This is a genomic window from Microcoleus sp. T3_D1 (assembly GCF_036700405.1).
Taxonomy (GTDB): Bacteria; Cyanobacteriota; Cyanobacteriia; order Cyanobacteriales; family Microcoleaceae; genus Microcoleus.
In genome coordinates this window covers 22,850-41,061 of sequence record NZ_JAUBOV010000025.1, presented here as the reverse complement: position 1 = coordinate 41,061, position 18,212 = coordinate 22,850, and the positions used below count along the sequence as shown (strand labels likewise).

Sequence of the window (18,212 nt, the reverse complement as noted above, 5' to 3'; positions counted from 1 at the left end):
CCTTACGCTAGCAGGGCCACAGCTTAAAAACTGTCGCTAAAATAGCAAAACCCGCCTACGCGGGTTTTGCTGTTAAGCTATAAAATTTCTCAAACAAATCGGATTTGGCCAGCTCAGCAGGCTGAGGTTTACCGCTTACCTTTGGGGAACTGTTCGATACCCGCCCAACCGTAGAAAACCAGCTCGTCGTTCTGAACTCGGCAGCGGTCTACTCGCAGTTGAGTGCCTTCTAAGGCAAATTTGTCTAAGTCTAGCAAGTTATTTACGTGGGCAATTATAGCTTGACCCAAGTCTACTGCTTGCTCGTCACCGCCGTAAGTAACGCTGACAAATTGGATTTTCCGTCTGTCTTCTACTTGCAATTGAGCAGTAATATCTATTTTGACCGGTTCGCTGGCATCGCCTACGGTAATTTCGGACTGAAGCCGAATTGATTTGTCGGTTCCGAAGCTGACTTCAGTGTTTTGAAAGTGCAGAGATTGCTCTTGGTACTTCAGCTTCTGGAGTTTTTCAACTACAAAAGGTGTATTGAATGAGGTGGTTAAATCCGATCGACTTAAGACTACTCGCATATTTGCCTGGGTAGGCTGCCGTAATTTCACTTGACCTGCAAAAATCGCTCCAAAATCAATGGAGAGTGCTTGCAGGTAGAGTTCCATCACTTCTATGCGAAGGCCGTTGTACATCAACATACCTTTGCCAACGAAGTCGAAACCGTCGATGCTTCCCTGCAAGAGTTTGGCTACTGGTTCGACTCGGATGTTGGCCTCGGCCTTTTCTGAACGCTTGAATAAGGCTGCGATCGCAGCTCCTGCTACTTTACTAACAAGGCGATCGCCACTTTGACCTTGAAAGGATGTACCGCTAAACAAAGCTGCTACCATTTATTCGTTTGCTCATCTACAGTCGCCATTATAACCCTATATTAAGAAATGTAAAAATTGCTTGTGCTTATTCACCTCATAAGCAGATCTTGTTTTTTGTCTGTCTTCAAAACAACATTCTTGAAATTTAAGGGCTCAGGGGGGTGCCTTGGAGACAGGCGCGATCGAGCAAAGCTCCATCCCAAAGGGTTTTTTCCATCATGGCGCAAAGCAAATTAGCCCCCGTCAGGTTAGCGCCCCGCAGTACGGCTCCATTCAGGATCGCTTCTTCCAAGTCCGCTCCCGACAAATCAGCGCCGGACAAATTAGCATGGCTCAAATCGGCACCAAGCAAAATTGCCCTAGCCAAAGCAGCGCCCCGCAAATCGGCACCGCGCAAATCGACACCGCTCAAATCCAAATTGCCGATGGATGCCGCCGTCAAAAAAGCACCCCCAAAACTTGCGTCGCGGACTAAAGCGTTAGCGAAGGAAGCGCCCCGCAAATCGGCATTGCGAAAATCTGCGCCTCGCAAGTTGGCGCCGCTCAAGTCAGCGCCGCGGAGGTTGGCTCGCAATACGGCTCGCTGCAAGTTAGCGCCGGCGAGATTAGCTCCACTCAAGTTGGCTTGAGACAAGTTAGCACCCGCGAGATCCGCTCCCGCTAAGTCTTTGCCGGCTAAATCAGTGCCGACCAACATCAAAATTTTGCCTTTGCGTATGGCTTCGAGGTCATTAGTCATTAGTTTTTAGTCATTAGTCATTAGTCATTAGTCATTGGTCATTAGTCATTAGCGCACAGACAGGCAGGGCCTACAAGTCCCAGTGGTAGGGTGCGCTTAGCAAGCACAGGCTGATTTTTTGTAGTGTTGGAAAAGATTTTGTGCTGAGTTTTAAATACCCAATAATTCGGCTAGGCACTTCGGCTGCGCTCAGCACAAGCTCTGTACAAGTTCCCAATTACCAATTACCGATCGCCCATTACCAATCCAGTTATTTTATAATGCCGGAGCGGCCGAGGTCGTTCGATCGCCCTCCTCCAACCACACGTTAGGCAGTTGGCTCGGGCGAGTTGGTAACTCCATCAAACCCATTTCTGTCAGTCTGACGACGTTGCTGAGAGTTTCCAGCAAAGCCGGATCGAAGCGAGTGCCCGACAGTTCGCGGCACTCTTCCAAAGCTTCGCTCAAACTCAAAGCCGGACGATCGCCACGCGGTTGAGTCAGTTCTTGAAAATAAGCGACCAACCCCAAAATCCGCGAAGCAATCGGTATCGCTTCGGCTCGCAAACCCTCTGGCCTGCCGCTGCCGTCCCAATATTCGAGTTTATGCTTGACAATTTCCGCTACGGGTGCTAGTTCCGGCATTGCTTGCAGCAGTTGGGAACCGATGAAACTGCGATCGCGCCAAAACGAGAAAGTTGCTGGGTCTAATTGATCGGGGGTGCGATCGAACACCTCATTCGGGGCCGAAACTAAGCCGACTCGAAATAGCAATCCAGCCAGCCGCAGCCTCCGCAACTGCAAAGCCGGCAAATCCAGCATTTGACCCAAAGTTTCCGACAAAGCCGCCACCTGCAAAGACGCTGTAGGATTTGAGGTATCGCGTTCGTCCACGCGCTGGGCCATCCGCAGAAAAGCTTGAAGTTTGTTAGCGTTCAAATTGCGGCTGAAGCGCAAAGCTTGACCTTCCAATTCCCACAACTCGCGGGTTTGGCGGTTAATTGCCACCATTTGCTGCTGAGAACTTTGCAGGTAAGTGACTATCCGCGATACCACGCCACTAATGTCTGCCAAGGGCGGGCCAATGGTAGCCAGGATTTCGTGGTGCATTTCCAGCAAACTGTCGGCCAGGGGAGAGTTGTAATGTCGTGTTTGTTCTATAAAAATTTCTGCAGCAGCCGACACCAAAGACTGGTCAAACGACCACAAACCGTAGAACTTTCGTTCTATATCTACTTCCGGCTTGCCATCGGGCAAATATTCCTGGTCTGAAAGTTCGCGGCAAAGCACCATTGCTTTGTATGTAGGGGCGAGGATGATTAAATTCCATTCTTGGATTATGGGGTCATTCTCATCGAGATTTATTAAAGATACATTTTCTAATTGACCGGTTTTGTGGCTAGCAAAACCGCTGTCGGCTACTGCACCGATGACAACGCGCCGAGAGGCATTAGCAATATCTAGGTAGCGATCGGCTTCCTGTAAATACCATTTTCCCTGCTGAAACATCACCAAAACTAGGGGTTGGAGTTCGATATTGTCCCCGCCACTGGTTTGCAAAATGTGGTCTTCTAGGGCGTGACACAGGGCTACGAGGGTGTTTTTGAAGTATACCCCGTAGCTAGAAGGCAGTTTTCCGTCGGGAAGTGTAGCTTGTAGTCTGGCGAGAGTTGATTCTGAATTCATCAGAAAAATGAGCCTGAAACCCCGTCCTTCTAGGACGGCTTTACATTGGATTGGGGTGGATGGGTATGGTTGCCCCTCCGTGGAGATGTGGTCTTCTCCAAAACTCCCTTACGGGTAAAGTTAGCACGCGCCTTTGTTTTGAGAGCTTGTTAAACTTGCAGCACTGTTGAGCGTGACCTTAAAACTGTTTAACTGCAAATGACAGAGCAGGGGACTAGCTTCGCATCAAGCGGGTGTCGTGACTCAAAAAACGTAGACCTCGAAAGTATACGGCCCGTCAGGACGGCTCGCAAGAATCTCTTACAAGCCTCATGCCGTCAGGGCTGAGGTTCCTGACTGCAAAAAGCGGTGCCTGCTCTTACTTATTGTAGCGGGCGATCGAACTTCTCGAAAAGACTTTTGGCAAAAATCCGAGTTTTTGATTTTTCACCGCTTCGCAACGGATTCAATCGATTTTAGATTTGAGATTTTAGATTAAAGATTAAAGAATTGAAGCATTGACTTGCGCGAGATAAATACGTTCGGCAAGTTTCATCGGATACAGGTTTTTTATTTCTGGACGGATGAATCACGTGGCGGGTATGCTGGATGCTTGATTGTCAATGTAGAGTGCGCCGAACAGTACCTGATTAATTTTAGCCCTTTTCGGGAAACCCTCTGTCTTTGGCTGAGTTTTTTGCAGACGAGAAACCAGCCGAGAGGAAGAGGGTAAATGACTTAGGTATTAACTACTATTTGGAAAACAATATTATTAGGAATTCTGAGCGTGCTTCAACAAAATAGAAGTTTAGGGGAACAGGCGATCGACAAAGTAGCCGAGATTGCTATTGCTAGCAAATTAGACGAATCCGAAACTTTGTCTGTCACAGTTAACACCGATCCGATCCAGCTAGCCCAGGGATCAGTAGAGGCCGTTGCGGTTGAGGGTACAGGGTTGGTAATGCAACAAGATTTGCGCGTGGAAGATTTGCAAATTCACATAAAGGATATTGCTGTCAATCCCCTGACCGCTATGTTTGGCAAAATTGAACTGAACGGGCCTGCCTTCGGTGCGGCACGCGCTGTTTTAACAGAAAGCGATATCAACCGCGCTTTTAATTCCGAATACATCAGCAGGAAACTGAAAAACTTAAAAGTTACTGTTGAGGGACAACAGCAGACAATAGACGTTAAAACTATTGAGTGCCAATTGCTAGCTGGAAAAATCACTTTAAATGCTGAGGTATTGGTGCAGGAAACTGCCTCTACTGAAAAAATTTATTTTACATCAAAACCTCAGATCGCAGGGGGCGGTTGGGCAATTTCTCTTCAGGATGTCGAGTATCCCGAAAACAAGGAATTTTCGCCTGAGTTAACAGCAGCTTTGGCGGACAAAGCTGGTGAGGTTTTAAACTTGCGAAATTTTGAAATTGAGGGAATGTCCCTGCGAATTCAGCAGCTAAATGTGGAAGCTGGTGTGCTGACTTTGCAAGCTGAAGCGAAAGTCGAAAAATTCCCAGAGTAGCAGTAGGGTTCAGAGGTGAGTAGCTGGTAGGGTGCGTGAGTGGATTGAAGATTTTAGATGTGAGGTTTACTCCACAGATGAATCTGGGAGGTTGAACAATAGTCTAAAATTTTTATAACTCCACGACAGGATTCGTTCGCAAGTATCCGTTTTTGGGCGCGGTCAAAAACAGCAAAGCTTTTGTCATCGAGCAATTATTGGAACGCACGCACCCGAAGACTGCGCTTTGAAACTACCTCCGCCCTTTTCTTCTCCGTCGGGTACGCGATTTTCTCAACCGAACTTTCTCTAGAAACCCAGCTTTTTTAGCGGGTTTCTAGATACTGGGCTGTTAGTCCTACCAAAAATAATCTCTCGAAGGCGATCGCACTTTTTAAATCCCTCTAAAGTTAGAAAAAAATAGATAGCAATTAGTGGCAAAATATTACCGCCGTTAGAGGCAGGTATGGGGAGTTTATTTTTACTCTTGACAAGTAGTAGTAAAGAATCGGAAAAATTTTGTGAACACAGTAACTGCTTTTTTTAAAAGACTGCGTATCGGTCAATTTTTGACTCAATTTTTGACTGTATTGATGGCAGGTGTGCTGCTGTTTACCAGCACCGCTTGCAATGCGGGCGATTCTCGAGGTGCTCGGCCTGAGAATCCTCCCGTCCAAATGGGAGGAATGAATAACCCTCACAAGGCCGGTGGTGATGGATATACGAATTATCAAATGTCTACTGACCCTAAAGTCAATCAATCGCCTGCTAAAGCAGAAAACAATCGGGCTGATTTGTCGATCGTGGGCGATCGTCTCCTGGCCTCGACTACCGGTGAATCTAATTCCTCAAAGCTGCTTTATCCGGGTTCTGCACCGATGGAAACTGACAAGTTTGACCTCGAACTCGGCGGAGATAAAACTCTGTTAGAAGCGCCAGACGGACAGCCGGCTAAGGCTCAACCCGTATTCGATCGCAGCGATCCCGATGCCAATATTTTAGAGAGAGTAGGCGCCGCATTTAAGGATGCTTCTGGTTTCCTCAAAGATAGCGCTGAAGATGCCAAGGAAAGTTCCGTTACCAAACTTAATCCCCTGCAAAAATAAGCTAGCAGAACTTGCGCGGTATCGCCGATTTGTAGGGGCTTTTTCAGAATTGCCCCTACACAATTCCATACAAGACTTACGCAGAACTTCTATTCTATATCAGTCTGGGACGCAGAATCTGTAGGTGCGCCCCGCGCACCTTACCCTATATTAATCCTGTAAAATTACTTTTTTCGTAAGTCCTGTATATGTAGGGTACTTATGGCGCACCTTACGTTATATGTATCGTGTAAAACTACTTACTTTTTTCGTAAGTCCTGTATATGTATGGTGCTTATGGCGCACCTTGGCGATATTTTAGATTTTAAATAGGGGATTTGAAATTTATAGGACTTGCGCCAAAAATGAAAAGGTGAACCATTGAAATTGCCGATCTCCGGCTAGCAATGACAACTGGCAATGACCGAGTTTTCTCATTAATGCACAAGTCCTGCTTTTATTCCTCTAAAGAAACTTTGTTTTATTTACCTTTGGAGTCAGAAACATCAGCAATCAAATCGTCTTTATCAACTTGCGGTACAAAATCAGGGCGTTCTTTGGATTCCCAACCGGGCGGGCGCTTGGAGTTGTACCAGGCGATCGAGCCGATCGTAGTTGCGGCAATAAAGCCAGCAACAAGAACTGCTATTGGAGCGTTCAAGCTGACACTTGATTCCGGCACTGGCTGCTGCATCAGCAGCTCAATCATTACTTGCTTGATGGGTGCAACAACAACTGCTATGGGAGTGGTCAAGCTGATATCCATCATTAGGCTAAATCCTTATCTACTCTACTTTTACATTATCTTAAGTGCTAATGCCGTGTGGTTGATATATCGGAAGACAGAAAAATTGACAGAATTGCCGTCATAATGTTTAGAGCTTGAAAATAGGAGAGCAGATTTTATGCCGTTGGGGACAATAGCATTGCTGTGGGCTGCGAGTTTCAGCCTGGGTGCTTTACCGCTAACGGGATGGGCGGTGCGAGTCTTTACACGCCGAGATTTGAGGGCGCTGGGCACGGGGAATGTTGGCGTGTCGGCTGCTTTCATTCACGGGGGGAAATTAGCGGGAATTGCTGCGGTGTTGGCGGAAATTGCCAGGGGTATTCTGCCGGTTTTGGCGGGGCGATTTTGCTTCCCGGATGCACCTGCGATCGCACTTGCCCTGTTAATTCCTCTAGTTGCGGGCAGATATGCGATCGCCAGAGGTGGAGGCGTGACCAATGCTGTTTGGGGTTTTTTGGTATTTTCGCCGCCGGTGGCTGTATCATCGGGCATTTGGGGGCTGCTGGTGTGGGGTTTGGCACAGCGGTGGTGGGGTAAGGGCGATCGGGCGAGACTCTTTGCTTCCCGTTGCGGGTGTCTGTGTACCCCTATCTGGGTTTGGGTGTGGCGACAATCAATGCCCGAATTTTTAGCAGCCGCAGGATTAGCTTTGTTGTTAGCAGCAATTAATTTCAGTCAGGGTGATGATATGGCTTTATCTAAATCCGATCAATTGTTTTCTCTAGATGACTCGTTAGATGCTGCAATCTGCGGCGATAAAGCTGCTAAATTGTCTCAACTCAAACGAGCCGGATTTAACGTACCTGCTGGTTGGATATTATCACAAGAAGCGGGCATCGGGCATCGGGCATCGGGCATCGGGCATCGAGGAAATAGTGATGAATTGTCAATTCCCAATGCTTTCATTCAAAATCTAAAATCCAAAATCCAAAATCGAATTATTGTCCGTTCTTCTGCAGCAGGAGAAGATGGCGATACGAGTTCTGCCGCCGGACAATATCAAACTATTGGCCCTGTTTTCACTGAAGCAGAATTACTCGACGGCATTAATCGCTCCCGCCAGTCTTATTGGACTTCGGAAGCTGTGGCTTACCGCCGCCAGCGACAACTCCCCGATACCCAAATGGCTGTATTAATTCAGCCTTATATTGACAGCGAATTTGCGGGAGTGATGTTCAGTCGCAATCCTTTAGATGGCGGTTCCCAGGTAATTATAGAAGCTTTACCGGGAGGAGCAGAATCTGTTGTCGGCGGACAAGTTACTCCGCTTCATTTAGAAATTGATTTTAGTAAACCTGAATTATTAGAAAAAAAATTAACTGAACTTAAAAGTAATTCAATTATTGCTGAATCGATTTTAGCAGAATTGGTGAAACAAGCCCAAGCGATAGAAGCATTTTTTCACGGAATCCCGCAAGATATTGAGTGGAGTTGGGACGGGGAAAAAGTTTGGATTTTGCAAAGTCGCCCAATTACTAATTTGCAGCCTTTTTGGACGCGCACTATTGCAGCGGAAGTGATTCCCGGTGCAATTCGCCCGCTAACTTGGTCGATTAATCGGCCGCTGACTTGCGGGGTTTGGGGAGAAATATTCAAGGTGGTTTTGGGCGATCGCGCGATCGGCTTAAACTTTAACGAAACGGCAACTTTGCTGGGCTCTCACGCCTATTTTAATGCGACTTTGTTGGGCGAAATTTTTCGGATGATGGGATTGCCGGAGCAGGGTTTGGAATTTTTGCTGAGAGGGCAAAAAATGGGCAAACCGCCTTTGGGGAAGATTTTGCCGAGTTTGCCTGGTTTGTGGCGTCTGGTGCAGCGAGAGAGGGCGCTCAATGCAGAATTTAAGGGCGATCGTACTTCTATTTTCCTCCCGGCACTGCAAAGTTTGGAGAAGGAAGGCACGACACGGATTTTGACACGGATACACGGATTAATTATTGAGGATGAGTCAAAAGGAATATTAATGCCCAATGCCCAATTCCCAATGCCAGATTATCAATATTTAACGGAATTGTTGGAGAGAGCGGAGCAAATTCAGGAGTGGCTGAAACCGATTACTTACTACAATATATTAGGGCCGATCGGGCTGGCTATTCGCAAGGCAATTTTTCGAGTTAATGATGACTGGCTGGCTAATGACAGCGCTCCTGAAATTGCTTCGGTGCGAGCTTTACAGCAGTTGGCTCATAAATTGCGACAAGCTGCTGTTTCGCAGCCTGACGAAACTGTTTCAGTCGCAGATATAGCACAGACATTTGCGGAAACTCCGGCTTTACAAGCAGATTTTGAAAAGTGGCTTGATATTTACGGATATTTGAGCGAGGTGGGAACGGATATTGCTGTTCCTACTTGGCGAGAACAACCGGAAATTTATCAAAAGTTGCTAATAAATATGGCTCAAAAAGCTGAAACTAATTTAGCTGAAAAGCGGGAAATAAAATTGAGTTTTTCGCAGAAGTGGCGATTAGAGAAATGTCAAGAAAGAGCGCTTGTCAAAAACGAAATTAGCGAAATTTACGCGCGGTTGTTGGCTCACCTGCGCTGGACTTTTTTGGAGATTGAAGCTTGCGGATTGGCAATGCAGGTGTTTCAGGAAAGTGGGGATATTTTTTATCTGGAATTTGGGGAAATTCAGCAGTGGATTCGCAGCGGCGCGAGTGTTTCTTTTCAGGATACAATTAGCCAAAGGCGCGATCGCCTGGTAGCCGATCGCGATCGCCCGATTCCCCCTGTAGTCTACGGGAATTTGCTGCCGAATTCTCAGACAAGGGCGATCGACTCCGCAACATCAGAAACTAATATCATCCAGGGAATTCCAGCAAGTATTGGTCGTGTCGAAGGCTTTGTCAAGATTTGCCGCACCGCGAGCACAGATTTAGGAGAAAATGCGATCGCAGTAGTTCCTTACACCGATGCAGGTTGGGCACCGCTGCTATTAGGAGCAACAGCAATTATCGCCGAAGTTGGCGGCCAATTATCTCACGGAGCAATAATCGCTCGCGAGTACAAAATTCCCGCAGTTATGAATATTGCTGAAGCCACAACTCGCCTGCGAGACGGTCAAAAAGTGCGAGTAGACGGGTATCTCGGCACTGTAGAATTGCTCGAATAATTAGGAACAGGCTTTCCGGCCTGTTCCACAAAGAGTTGATTTCTTGTGGAACAGGCCGGAAAGCCTGTTCCTAAAAAGATTATTTAAAATGGTGCAACATCTCAGCAATCTCTTGACACTCCCCTGCCTGAAGGCGAGGGGATTCTAGGATCGTCCAGTCGATTTGCTCGTTGATGTCACCACCAGTGAGTAGAGATCGGTCTGTCCCCCAGCGTGAATTCCGGTGTGCCCCACCGTATTTAAACTAATTCCTGTCTGCTTCAAACCCTTTGCTAAAATATTTCTTGCGGCATTGTGGTCGCGATCAAGTATCGTTCCGCAACTACAAATATGGGTTCGAGTTGATAGGGTTTTTTTGACTAAATTGCCACAATTTGAACAATTTTGAGATGTGTATTGTGGCGAAACAGCAATAACTGTTTTGCCGTACACTTTTCCAAAATACTCCAACCACTGAGCAAATTGTGACCACGCTGCATCGCTAATTGATTTAGCAAGTTTGTGGTTTTTAACCATGTTCCGCACCTGAAGGTCTTCGTAGGCTACAAAATCGTTAGATTTTACCGCGCACAACGCTGTCTTAATAGCGAAGTCTTTACGCTGCCGACTCACCTTCAGGTGTTTTCTTCCCAACTTATTGATCGCTTTCTTTTGGCTTTTAGAGCCTTTCTTTTTCCGAGAAACTCGTTTCTGCGCTCTCTTTAAAGCTTTTTCGCTTTTTCTGAGATACCGAGGATTGGGAACTGTATCGCCGTCGCTATCAGTATAAAAATGGTTTAATCCCACGTCTAATCCAATAGACTTGCCAGTAGAAACCAGTTCCTCTTTCCGCTCCACATTAATGCAGAACTGGGCATAATATCCGTCGGCACGACGCACAATTCTGATTCGCTTAATCTCATCGGGCGCATAGAAATGCAAATCCCGACTACCAATTAACTTGAACTTGCCAGCAGCAAATCCGTCTTTAAGTGTCAAACATCGTTTGTCGGTAGAAAGTGACCAACCAGACTGTTTGTACTCAACGGAGCGAGTGTGCTTTTTAAACTGCGGAAATCCTTTTTTTCCTGGCTTCTTTGCTTTACAATTGGCAAAGAAACGCTGGATAGCAAAAATGGCACGTTCCGCCGAAGCTTGACGTGCCGTAGAATTAAGCTTGCCTGCCCATTCAAATTCTTTCGCCATTACGGCGCATTGTTTGTACAGGTCTACCAACTTAATCCCTTGATTGTCTATCCAATGTCTAAGAGTCTTGTTTCGGACAAATTGAGACGTGCGAATCATGTCGTCGATGATTTGATATTGCTCTGCTTTGCCTTTCAACTTAAACTCTAAAACTATCATGCAATTAGTTTACCACATTTATGGATATCATCTTTCTTGATATGTTTATTTAATAAACATTTACAATGAGAAAGAAAATTAAAGCCGTCCTAGAAGGACGGGGCTTTAGACCCAACTTTTTGGTAAACCCGGAACGGGCAAGATGCCTGTTCCACAAAGAGTTGATTTCTTGTGGAACAGGCATCTTGCGGAACGGGCTCTCCGGCCCATTCCACAATAAAATTGAGTTTTGTGGAACGGGCCGGAGAGCCCGTTCTTGAAAATGGTGAAAGATGTCAGCTCAAACCAATAATCTCGTAAACCCGCCCCAACTTTCCTAGGCTTTTAAGCCGAAATTCTGAACAACATAGTTACCCAGATTTCTACCCGCACTCAAACCATCTATGTTAGCACTCATGAAATGAATGCCTCCGTAAATGCGACTCATGCCCGATTCGTCGGCCGCTTCGCTGAAGTTTTGATAGGTTCGCAAGGTGTTGACAGTTCTGTCTCCCCGATCGGCAAAGCCGTAATCCGAACCAAATACAGAACTCATAACAGGATCAGCAGCACCGCTAAAGGTGCTGTGGCCCGACGTGTACTCAGGGAACGGCGGAGTAGTTAGCAGCGGCGTCCACAGGGGGTCGGCTGTCGTGTTGGGATTGTTGTCCGTATCAGCTTGGCGGATAGCTGTCACCGGCCGCCATAAATTGTACTGGTACTTGGCATCCCAGCAGCTAATAGCTGCATCGGCCAGAGCAATATTCAGCAGGGCGAACAAGCGGGCGCTATCTTCTAAGGATTGGCCGGTGAGAGTCGCTGTTTCTTCGGCGATTTGGTTCCAGTGGCCCGGAGGCGTAAACGTCCCAGCACCGTTGGCCCAGAATTTGGCGATGATTGTTTGGTCTGGGGTGCGCGTGAGGCTGTCACTTTTGCCGATTTCTTTGACGTAGTTAAGTTCCTCTGCGTACTTAGCGCCCTCAAGGGCGGGCGGGCCGGGCGGGCGGAACTGAGAACCGCTAGTCATGGCAAAGGGAGTAACTTGGCCCCACTGTGGCCCCAGCGCCGCGGCAAGGGCGGGGGGAGTCGGCACCCAACTGCCGGGGTCGGTTGAGGGGGTGTACTGCACTACTTTCGTGATGCCGTCTGTACTCCGCGAACTGATAATTTGGTCGGCAACTTGCTGTCCGAGGGCAATCCCGTCTTGTTTGGCTTTGCCTTCGGGAATTTTAGCTAGAGACGATGCGTATACTTCGTTGAATGTGGCTGCTTGCGCTGGGTAGACTTTGACTAAGACGCCGTGGGCGGCTGCGGCTGTGGCAGCTTCTGCTGATGTACCTGCGGGTGGGTCTATTTCCACGAGGTAAGGGGTGTATTTTTTGCTTATCGAGTTAACAGCATCGTAAATGGCTGCGTGAACCATTGCCATGTTGCGGGAGGCGAGGGGAGGCGCGGTACTGGCTGTCCGCACTGCATTCAGCAGGACTCCGTTCCACTCAATGACAGGGTTTCCCGATAGCTGATTTGTGAATTGGTCGCGGTTGATTGTGTTGCTGTTGACTCCCGGCAATACTGCTAAATACTCGCCCGTAATTTTGTCTTGAATTACGGTACTGTTGCTGTTGGCGCCGGTGCCTTGCTGGATGTTTAAATCTTCAAAGGTGAGACCGTTTAGCAATCGAATTTGGTCATTGCCGTTGCCGAAGTCGGCGATGTAGTCGGCTGTGGCTACAGTTGGGCCACCGCTGCCTTTAGCAATGGCAAATATATCATCGCCTGTGCCGCCGCTCACGGTATCGCTACCGGCGCCCGCGTAGATGAGATCGTTGCCGGAATCGCCACCAATTAGGTCGCTGCCTTTGCCTCCCCAGAGGATGTCGTCGTCCGCACCGCCAACAATCGTATCGTTGCCTAGGTCGCCGCAGATTTTGTCTTTACCTGCACCGCCTTGGAGAGAGTCGTCTCCGCTGTTGGCATAAATTATGTCGTTGCCATCCAAGGCGTTAAATATGTCTGGTTGGGTGGTTCCTTCGAGATAGTCAAAGTTAGAACTAGGGGTGAGGGATGCCATGTTTATTTATTGGATATTTTGATTAAAGCGCATAGATTCCTACTGTCAGTAGATGCTTGAGTCTGTTTACCCCAGATTTAATACTATTAAACTTTGTGGTTCGCCAGCAAACGCCACAATAAAGCTTTATTTAATCTTTAACATTTAATAGGTTTTTGATGAACTTTTGCGCTGTAAATGTACGTCTAAATACTATTTAAAAAGGTTCCTCAAACAGTCCCACTTTGTTAAATCTTTACAAAAAAACAGTTTTTTTGGATTTTTATATAACCCATATTCCCATATCATAAAATGAGCGTATTTTGTAACAAAGGTAAGTAAATATTTATTAAGCACTCCTCAAAGCTGCGATCGGGTCGAGTTTGGCGGCTTGGCGGGCGGGGACAACGCCGAAGAAGAGGCCCACTGCACCGGATACACTGACAGCCAGGGCGATCGCCACGGGTGATATTCCAGCTTGCAAGGGCGTGAAATTACCTACAAGCAAGATACCACCGACACCTACGCAAGTACCGACTATCCCTCCGGCGGCTGATAAAATTACAGCTTCGACAATAAATTGAAACAAAATATCTTGTTGGGATGCGCCGATCGCCTTTCTGAGCCCAATTTCCTGAGTGCGTTCGCTAACGGACACAAGCATAATGTTCATAATCCCAATGCCGCCGACTAATAGGGAAATGCTGGCAACAGCAGTTAACATCAGAGTCAAAGCGCCGGAAATTGCCCCCATTCTTGCCATTAAATCTTTCTGATTTCTGACAGTAAAATCATCTTCAGTCGTAATTTTGTGCCGCAATCTCAGCAGGTTTTCCACCTGAAATTGCGCCGCGTCCATTTGCGATTCATCTTTAATCGAAATAAATATCGACGTGACAGCCAAACCGTAGGGAGATTTGCGCCCGACTATGCGATTGGCCATTGTGGTGATCGGCACAGCCGCGGAATTGTCAAAATTCGTACCAAAAGATGTGCCTTTGGGCGCCAATACTCCAATTACTTTGACGCTGACATTTTTGATCCGCACTTGTTCGCCCAAGGGATTTGTATTGCCAAAAAGTTTCTCGGCCAATTCTGAACCGAGAACTACAACTTGGTTACTTTGCTTAACATCAAGTTCGGTCAAAAACCGCCCTTTTGCCATTTCAAAGCTTCTGACTTCTAGAAATTCGGGAATTGTGCCGAAAATTAGAGACGAAACATTTTTGTTGCTGTAGCGAACTATTTCGGAACTGTTAAGTTCTGCTGACACGCCTTGAACGGAGGGGACTTGAGTTGCGATCGCCTTAGCATCTTCTACTATCAGTGTTTGAGGCGCACTTGAGATGGTACTTCGCCTAGCGTTGGGTACTCCAGGCCTCACGATTAATACGTTTGTACCCAGGGATTGAACTTGTCCTGCTACAAATTTTTGAGCTCCTTCTCCAATTCCAATCATGGCAATTACTGAGGCATTGCCGACAATCATGCCAATCATCGTTAAACTGCTGCGAGTTTTGTTGGCTAGTAGCGTTTGACCGGCCATTTTGACGCTTTCAATAAAATTCATACTTTGTTATTAGTTATTAGTTATGAGTTATTTTTATAACAATCAACAGCCAACAGTCAACCGTGAACAGTCAACCCTGAACAGTCAACAGTCAACAAACTAATTAAGCACTTCTCAATGCCACAATCGGGTCTAATTTAGCAGCTTGTTTTGCAGGTACGATGCCGAAAAATAAGCCGATACTACCGGAAACACCGACTGCAAGTGCGATCGCCATTGGGGAAACGCTAGCTTGCAGGGGAGTAAAAGCAGCGACTAAAAGCACGCCGCCGATACCGAACCCAGTGCCGATCGCCCCGCCTGCCGCTGACAAAATCACAGACTCTATCATAAACTGAATCAGGATATCCTGCTGAGAAGCTCCGATCGCCTTTCTCAGCCCAATTTCCTTCGTGCGTTCGGTAACAGAAACCAGCATGATATTCATAATCCCGATGCCGCCGACAAACAGCGAAATTGCCGCCACGAAAGCCAACATCAACGTCAAAGCACCAGTAATACTGCCCAAAGTATTCATTAAATCTTTCTGGTTGCGAACCGTAAAATCATCTTCTTTAGTAATTTTGTGCCGCAACCTGAGCAAATTTTCTATTTGAAATTGGGCGGCTTTCATCATACTTTCATCTTTGATAGAAACCGAAATAAATGTTACTTTTGTACCGTAGGGAGACGAGCGACCAACAATTCGATTTGCCATTGTTGTCAGCGGCAAATAAACATTCATATCTTGATTGTCGCCAAAACTTGAGCCTTTCGCCTGCATGACACCAATCACTTGAAAAGTCGAGTTTTTGATGCGAATATATTGACCAATTGGCTGTGTATTACCAAACAATTGTTCGGCTGCTTCCGATCCTAAAGCCACCACATTTTCTTGTCTTTCTAAATCTAATTTGTTTAAAAATCGACCTTGAGCAACATCAAAGCTTCTGACTGTCAGAAATTCTGGGGTAGTTCCGACAATGGAAGATGAGACATTTTTGTTGCGGTAGGTAACGAGTTGACTATCATTGAGAGTTGGTGCGACTTCTTCGACAGAAGGAACTTGAGATGCGATCGCCTCTGCATCTTCCACTACTAAAGTCTGGGGCGGAATCACCGGGCGGCTTTGGGCTTCAGGACTGCCGGGAATAATAAATAGCAAGTTTGAGCCCAGAGAGTTAACCTGTCCCTCGATAAATGTTTGAGCTCCTTCGCCGATACCGATCATCGAAATGACAGAAGCATTGCCGATGATAATTCCTAACATCGTCAAGGTGCTGCGAAGCTTGTTTGCCATCAAAGTTGTGACAGCCATTTTGACGCTTTCAACAATATCCATAATTCGATTTTAGATTTTAGATTTTAGATTTTAGATTAGGGGATTGGTAATTGATAAGGCGGGTAGGCACGGGGGCACTACCCCTACAAAACTCTTGTTTTCCTCCCCTTGTAGGGGCGGTGCCCCCGTGCCCGCCCTCTTGTAGGGCGATCGAGATAAATAATGCCCCATGCCCTATGCCCTATGCCCTATGCCCTATTTCTGATTCTTGATAATATCCTCCAGCTTTTTACCTTGAGGAAGTTCGGTAAAAACGCGATCGCCCACTTTTGCACCCTCTAAAATCTGAATCTTGTTGCCAATAGTCGATCCAACCGTAACAGGCTTAAACTTCGGCTGTTGTTTCTCATCAGGAACCAGCACACCCGTTTGACCTTTATTAGTCACAATTGCCACCGTCGGCACAACTAAAGCATTGCTCAACTTTTCACCAACAAATCTCAAATCTACATTCATCCCCGATTGCAAGAAATCCTTGCCCGTATCAATGGCAACTCGCACTTGAAATAGCGTTACATCTCGTTCCTTAACAGCTTCCGGTGCAATTAACTTAACGCGGCCTTTAAACACTTTATCTGGATAAGCGTCAGCCACTATTTCAACGACTTGACCAGGTTTAATTTGACTAATATCTGCCTCCGGGACTTTCGCCAAAACTTCCACATCTCTAGCTAGAGCGACAATCGATGTCGAAGTTGCCGAAGTAGCTTCCGATGCCGAAGTTGCGGGAGTTACAAAAGCTCCTTGGATGGCGTATCTTTGGGTAATAATTCCAGCAAAAGGAGCGCGAACTTTCGTATCTTCTAACTGCACTTCTTGAAAGCGGACTTGAGCTTGAGCTTCGGCTAATTCAGCTTGAGCTTGAGCTATTTCTTCCGGGCGAGAACCGTTTTCTTGTGCGGCCAATTGACTTTTGGCTTCAGCAACTGCTGCTTCGGCTTTGGCGATTTCTTCTGGACGGTTGCCGTTTTCTAGCTGCGCTAATTTGCTTCTAGCTTCGGCAACTTCTGCTTCGCCTTTGGCAATTTCTTCCGATCGCGTGCCGTTTTGCAATTGGTTCAATGCTTGCTGCTCGACTTGCACAGCAGCTTGCAGTTGCTTAATTTGCGACTCCCGACTTTCTTGCAGTTGTTGCAGGCGTTTTTGAGATTCTATTAATTTAGCTTGGGCAGTGCGATTTTCTTTAATTAATTCATCGAGTTTATCTTTAGCCAGAGCACCTTCTTCCACTAGCGGCCGATTGCGTTCCACCCGTTGAGCGGTTAGTTCAGCTTGGGCTTTACTCGAGTCAATTTGCGTTTGTGCTTGGGCAATTTCTTGTCTGACACTGCCGGTTTGAGCATCTGCTAAACGAGCTTGAGCTTGGGCTAAACGAGCTCGCCCTTGGCTGACTTCTTCAACGCGGCTGCCGGCTCGCAGTCGCTGCAACCCTGCTTGAGTTTGCTGCAAGCGGGCTCTGGCTCCTGCAACTTCTTCTACGCGGCTGCCGGCTTGGGCTTGCGCCAGACTGGCTTCGGCTTGCTCTAAGCGCGCTCTGGCGCTGGCGATGTCTTCCGATCGATTTCCTGCTTCGATTTTGGCGAGTTTTGCTCGCACGCTGGCTTCGCGGGCTTTAGCTTGAGCTAGTTGAGCTTCTACGTCGCGGCTTTCCATGCGGGCAATAATCTGTCCTGCTTCCACTTTATCGCCCTGTTCGACAAATAATTCTGCGATCCGGCCGGAGCCTTTGGGGCTGAGATTCACGCGCTGTACGGGCTGCACCGTGCCGCTCGACGTGATCCGCACCGTGAGGTTTTGCGCTTCCACGGGCACTGTCATAGTGGCGATCGCATCTACTTTCGGCTGCGATCGACTTTTTGCTATATATATAGTGGTCGGTACAGCTAGCAACCCGGCTGCAACCAACCCAATCGCCCACCGCTGCGGTTTGCGCGCGGGTTTCTTCGGAGACTGCTTTTGGGCGGTTTTTTTATCTGCAATTTTGGTCTCTGCGGCCTTGGTGTCTACAGTCTGATTGGTATCTACAGTCTGAGTATCTTCCACCTTGACCTGAGCAGTTTCCTTTTTAGGGCTAACGATCATACCGACTCACCTAATTTAATCTCAGGATTACCTTAAAGGTAAAATTTTTGCTGATGCTTGGCATCGTCTTTCAGACTCATCCGATCGGGTGATTTCAAAAAAGTTCCCCAACCCGCACCTGTAAACAAT

General features: G+C 47.1%; 12 protein-coding genes. 3 read left to right on the top strand and 9 right to left on the bottom strand.

What is annotated here, in order from left to right; translation table 11 throughout:
* Nucleotides 1-128: 128 nt before the first annotated feature.
* The 3 genes from QT992_RS13635 to QT992_RS13625 all read right to left on the bottom strand — a co-directional run bounded on the left by QT992_RS13635 (nt 129) and on the right by QT992_RS13625 (nt 3,270).
* Complete coding sequence (locus QT992_RS13635) at nt 129-884, bottom strand: DUF2993 domain-containing protein (protein WP_333035730.1); 756 nt, start codon at nt 882-884, stop codon at nt 129-131.
* Nucleotides 885-1,011: 127 nt separating this feature from the next.
* Nucleotides 1,012-1,605, bottom strand: coding sequence for a pentapeptide repeat-containing protein (locus tag QT992_RS13630; RefSeq protein WP_333315478.1), 594 nt, complete (start codon nt 1,603-1,605; stop codon nt 1,012-1,014).
* A gap of 255 nt (nt 1,606-1,860) precedes the next feature.
* Nucleotides 1,861-3,270, bottom strand: coding sequence for an HD domain-containing phosphohydrolase (locus QT992_RS13625; protein ID WP_333338525.1), 1,410 nt, complete (start codon nt 3,268-3,270; stop codon nt 1,861-1,863).
* A gap of 766 nt (nt 3,271-4,036) precedes the next feature.
* Here QT992_RS13625 and QT992_RS13620 point away from each other — a divergent pair.
* Together QT992_RS13620 and QT992_RS13615 are read left to right on the top strand one after the other, a co-directional pair.
* A complete protein-coding gene (locus QT992_RS13620) occupies nt 4,037-4,774 on the top strand; it encodes a DUF2993 domain-containing protein (RefSeq protein WP_333315481.1) in 738 nt (245 codons plus the stop codon).
* Between the two features lie 500 nt (nt 4,775-5,274).
* Nucleotides 5,275-5,859, top strand: a complete 585-nt coding sequence (locus QT992_RS13615) for a DUF6658 family protein (protein WP_333315483.1) — start codon at nt 5,275-5,277, stop codon at nt 5,857-5,859.
* 460 nt (nt 5,860-6,319) lie between these two features.
* Here the strand turns inward: QT992_RS13615 and psb35 are convergent, their stop codons facing one another.
* Nucleotides 6,320-6,532: a photosystem II assembly protein Psb35 gene (psb35, locus tag QT992_RS13610; protein ID WP_333315515.1), complete on the bottom strand. Its 213-nt coding sequence runs from the start codon at nt 6,530-6,532 to the stop codon at nt 6,320-6,322.
* 211 nt (nt 6,533-6,743) lie between these two features.
* On the opposite strand from psb35, the gene QT992_RS13605 reads away from it, so the two are divergent.
* Nucleotides 6,744-9,737 (top strand): glycerol-3-phosphate acyltransferase, encoded by a 2,994-nt coding sequence (locus QT992_RS13605; RefSeq protein WP_333377104.1) that lies wholly within the window; start codon nt 6,744-6,746, stop codon nt 9,735-9,737.
* A gap of 144 nt (nt 9,738-9,881) precedes the next feature.
* On the opposite strand, the gene QT992_RS13600 is transcribed toward QT992_RS13605, so the two are convergent.
* The 5 genes from QT992_RS13600 to QT992_RS13580 all read right to left on the bottom strand — a co-directional run bounded on the left by QT992_RS13600 (nt 9,882) and on the right by QT992_RS13580 (nt 18,083).
* Nucleotides 9,882-11,081, bottom strand: coding sequence for a transposase (locus QT992_RS13600; RefSeq protein ID WP_333342811.1), 1,200 nt, complete (start codon nt 11,079-11,081; stop codon nt 9,882-9,884).
* Between the two features lie 316 nt (nt 11,082-11,397).
* Complete coding sequence (locus QT992_RS13595; RefSeq protein ID WP_333377103.1) at nt 11,398-13,131, bottom strand: chemotaxis protein CheB; 1,734 nt, start codon at nt 13,129-13,131, stop codon at nt 11,398-11,400.
* Between the two features lie 328 nt (nt 13,132-13,459).
* Nucleotides 13,460-14,680, bottom strand: coding sequence for an ABC transporter permease (locus QT992_RS13590; protein ID WP_333377101.1), 1,221 nt, complete (start codon nt 14,678-14,680; stop codon nt 13,460-13,462).
* 103 nt (nt 14,681-14,783) lie between these two features.
* Nucleotides 14,784-16,001: an ABC transporter permease gene (locus QT992_RS13585; protein ID WP_333377099.1), complete on the bottom strand. Its 1,218-nt coding sequence runs from the start codon at nt 15,999-16,001 to the stop codon at nt 14,784-14,786.
* A 195-nt stretch (nt 16,002-16,196) separates the two neighbouring features.
* Complete coding sequence (locus QT992_RS13580; RefSeq protein ID WP_333377097.1) at nt 16,197-18,083, bottom strand: efflux RND transporter periplasmic adaptor subunit; 1,887 nt, start codon at nt 18,081-18,083, stop codon at nt 16,197-16,199.
* Between the last annotated feature and the right edge of the window lie 129 nt (nt 18,084-18,212).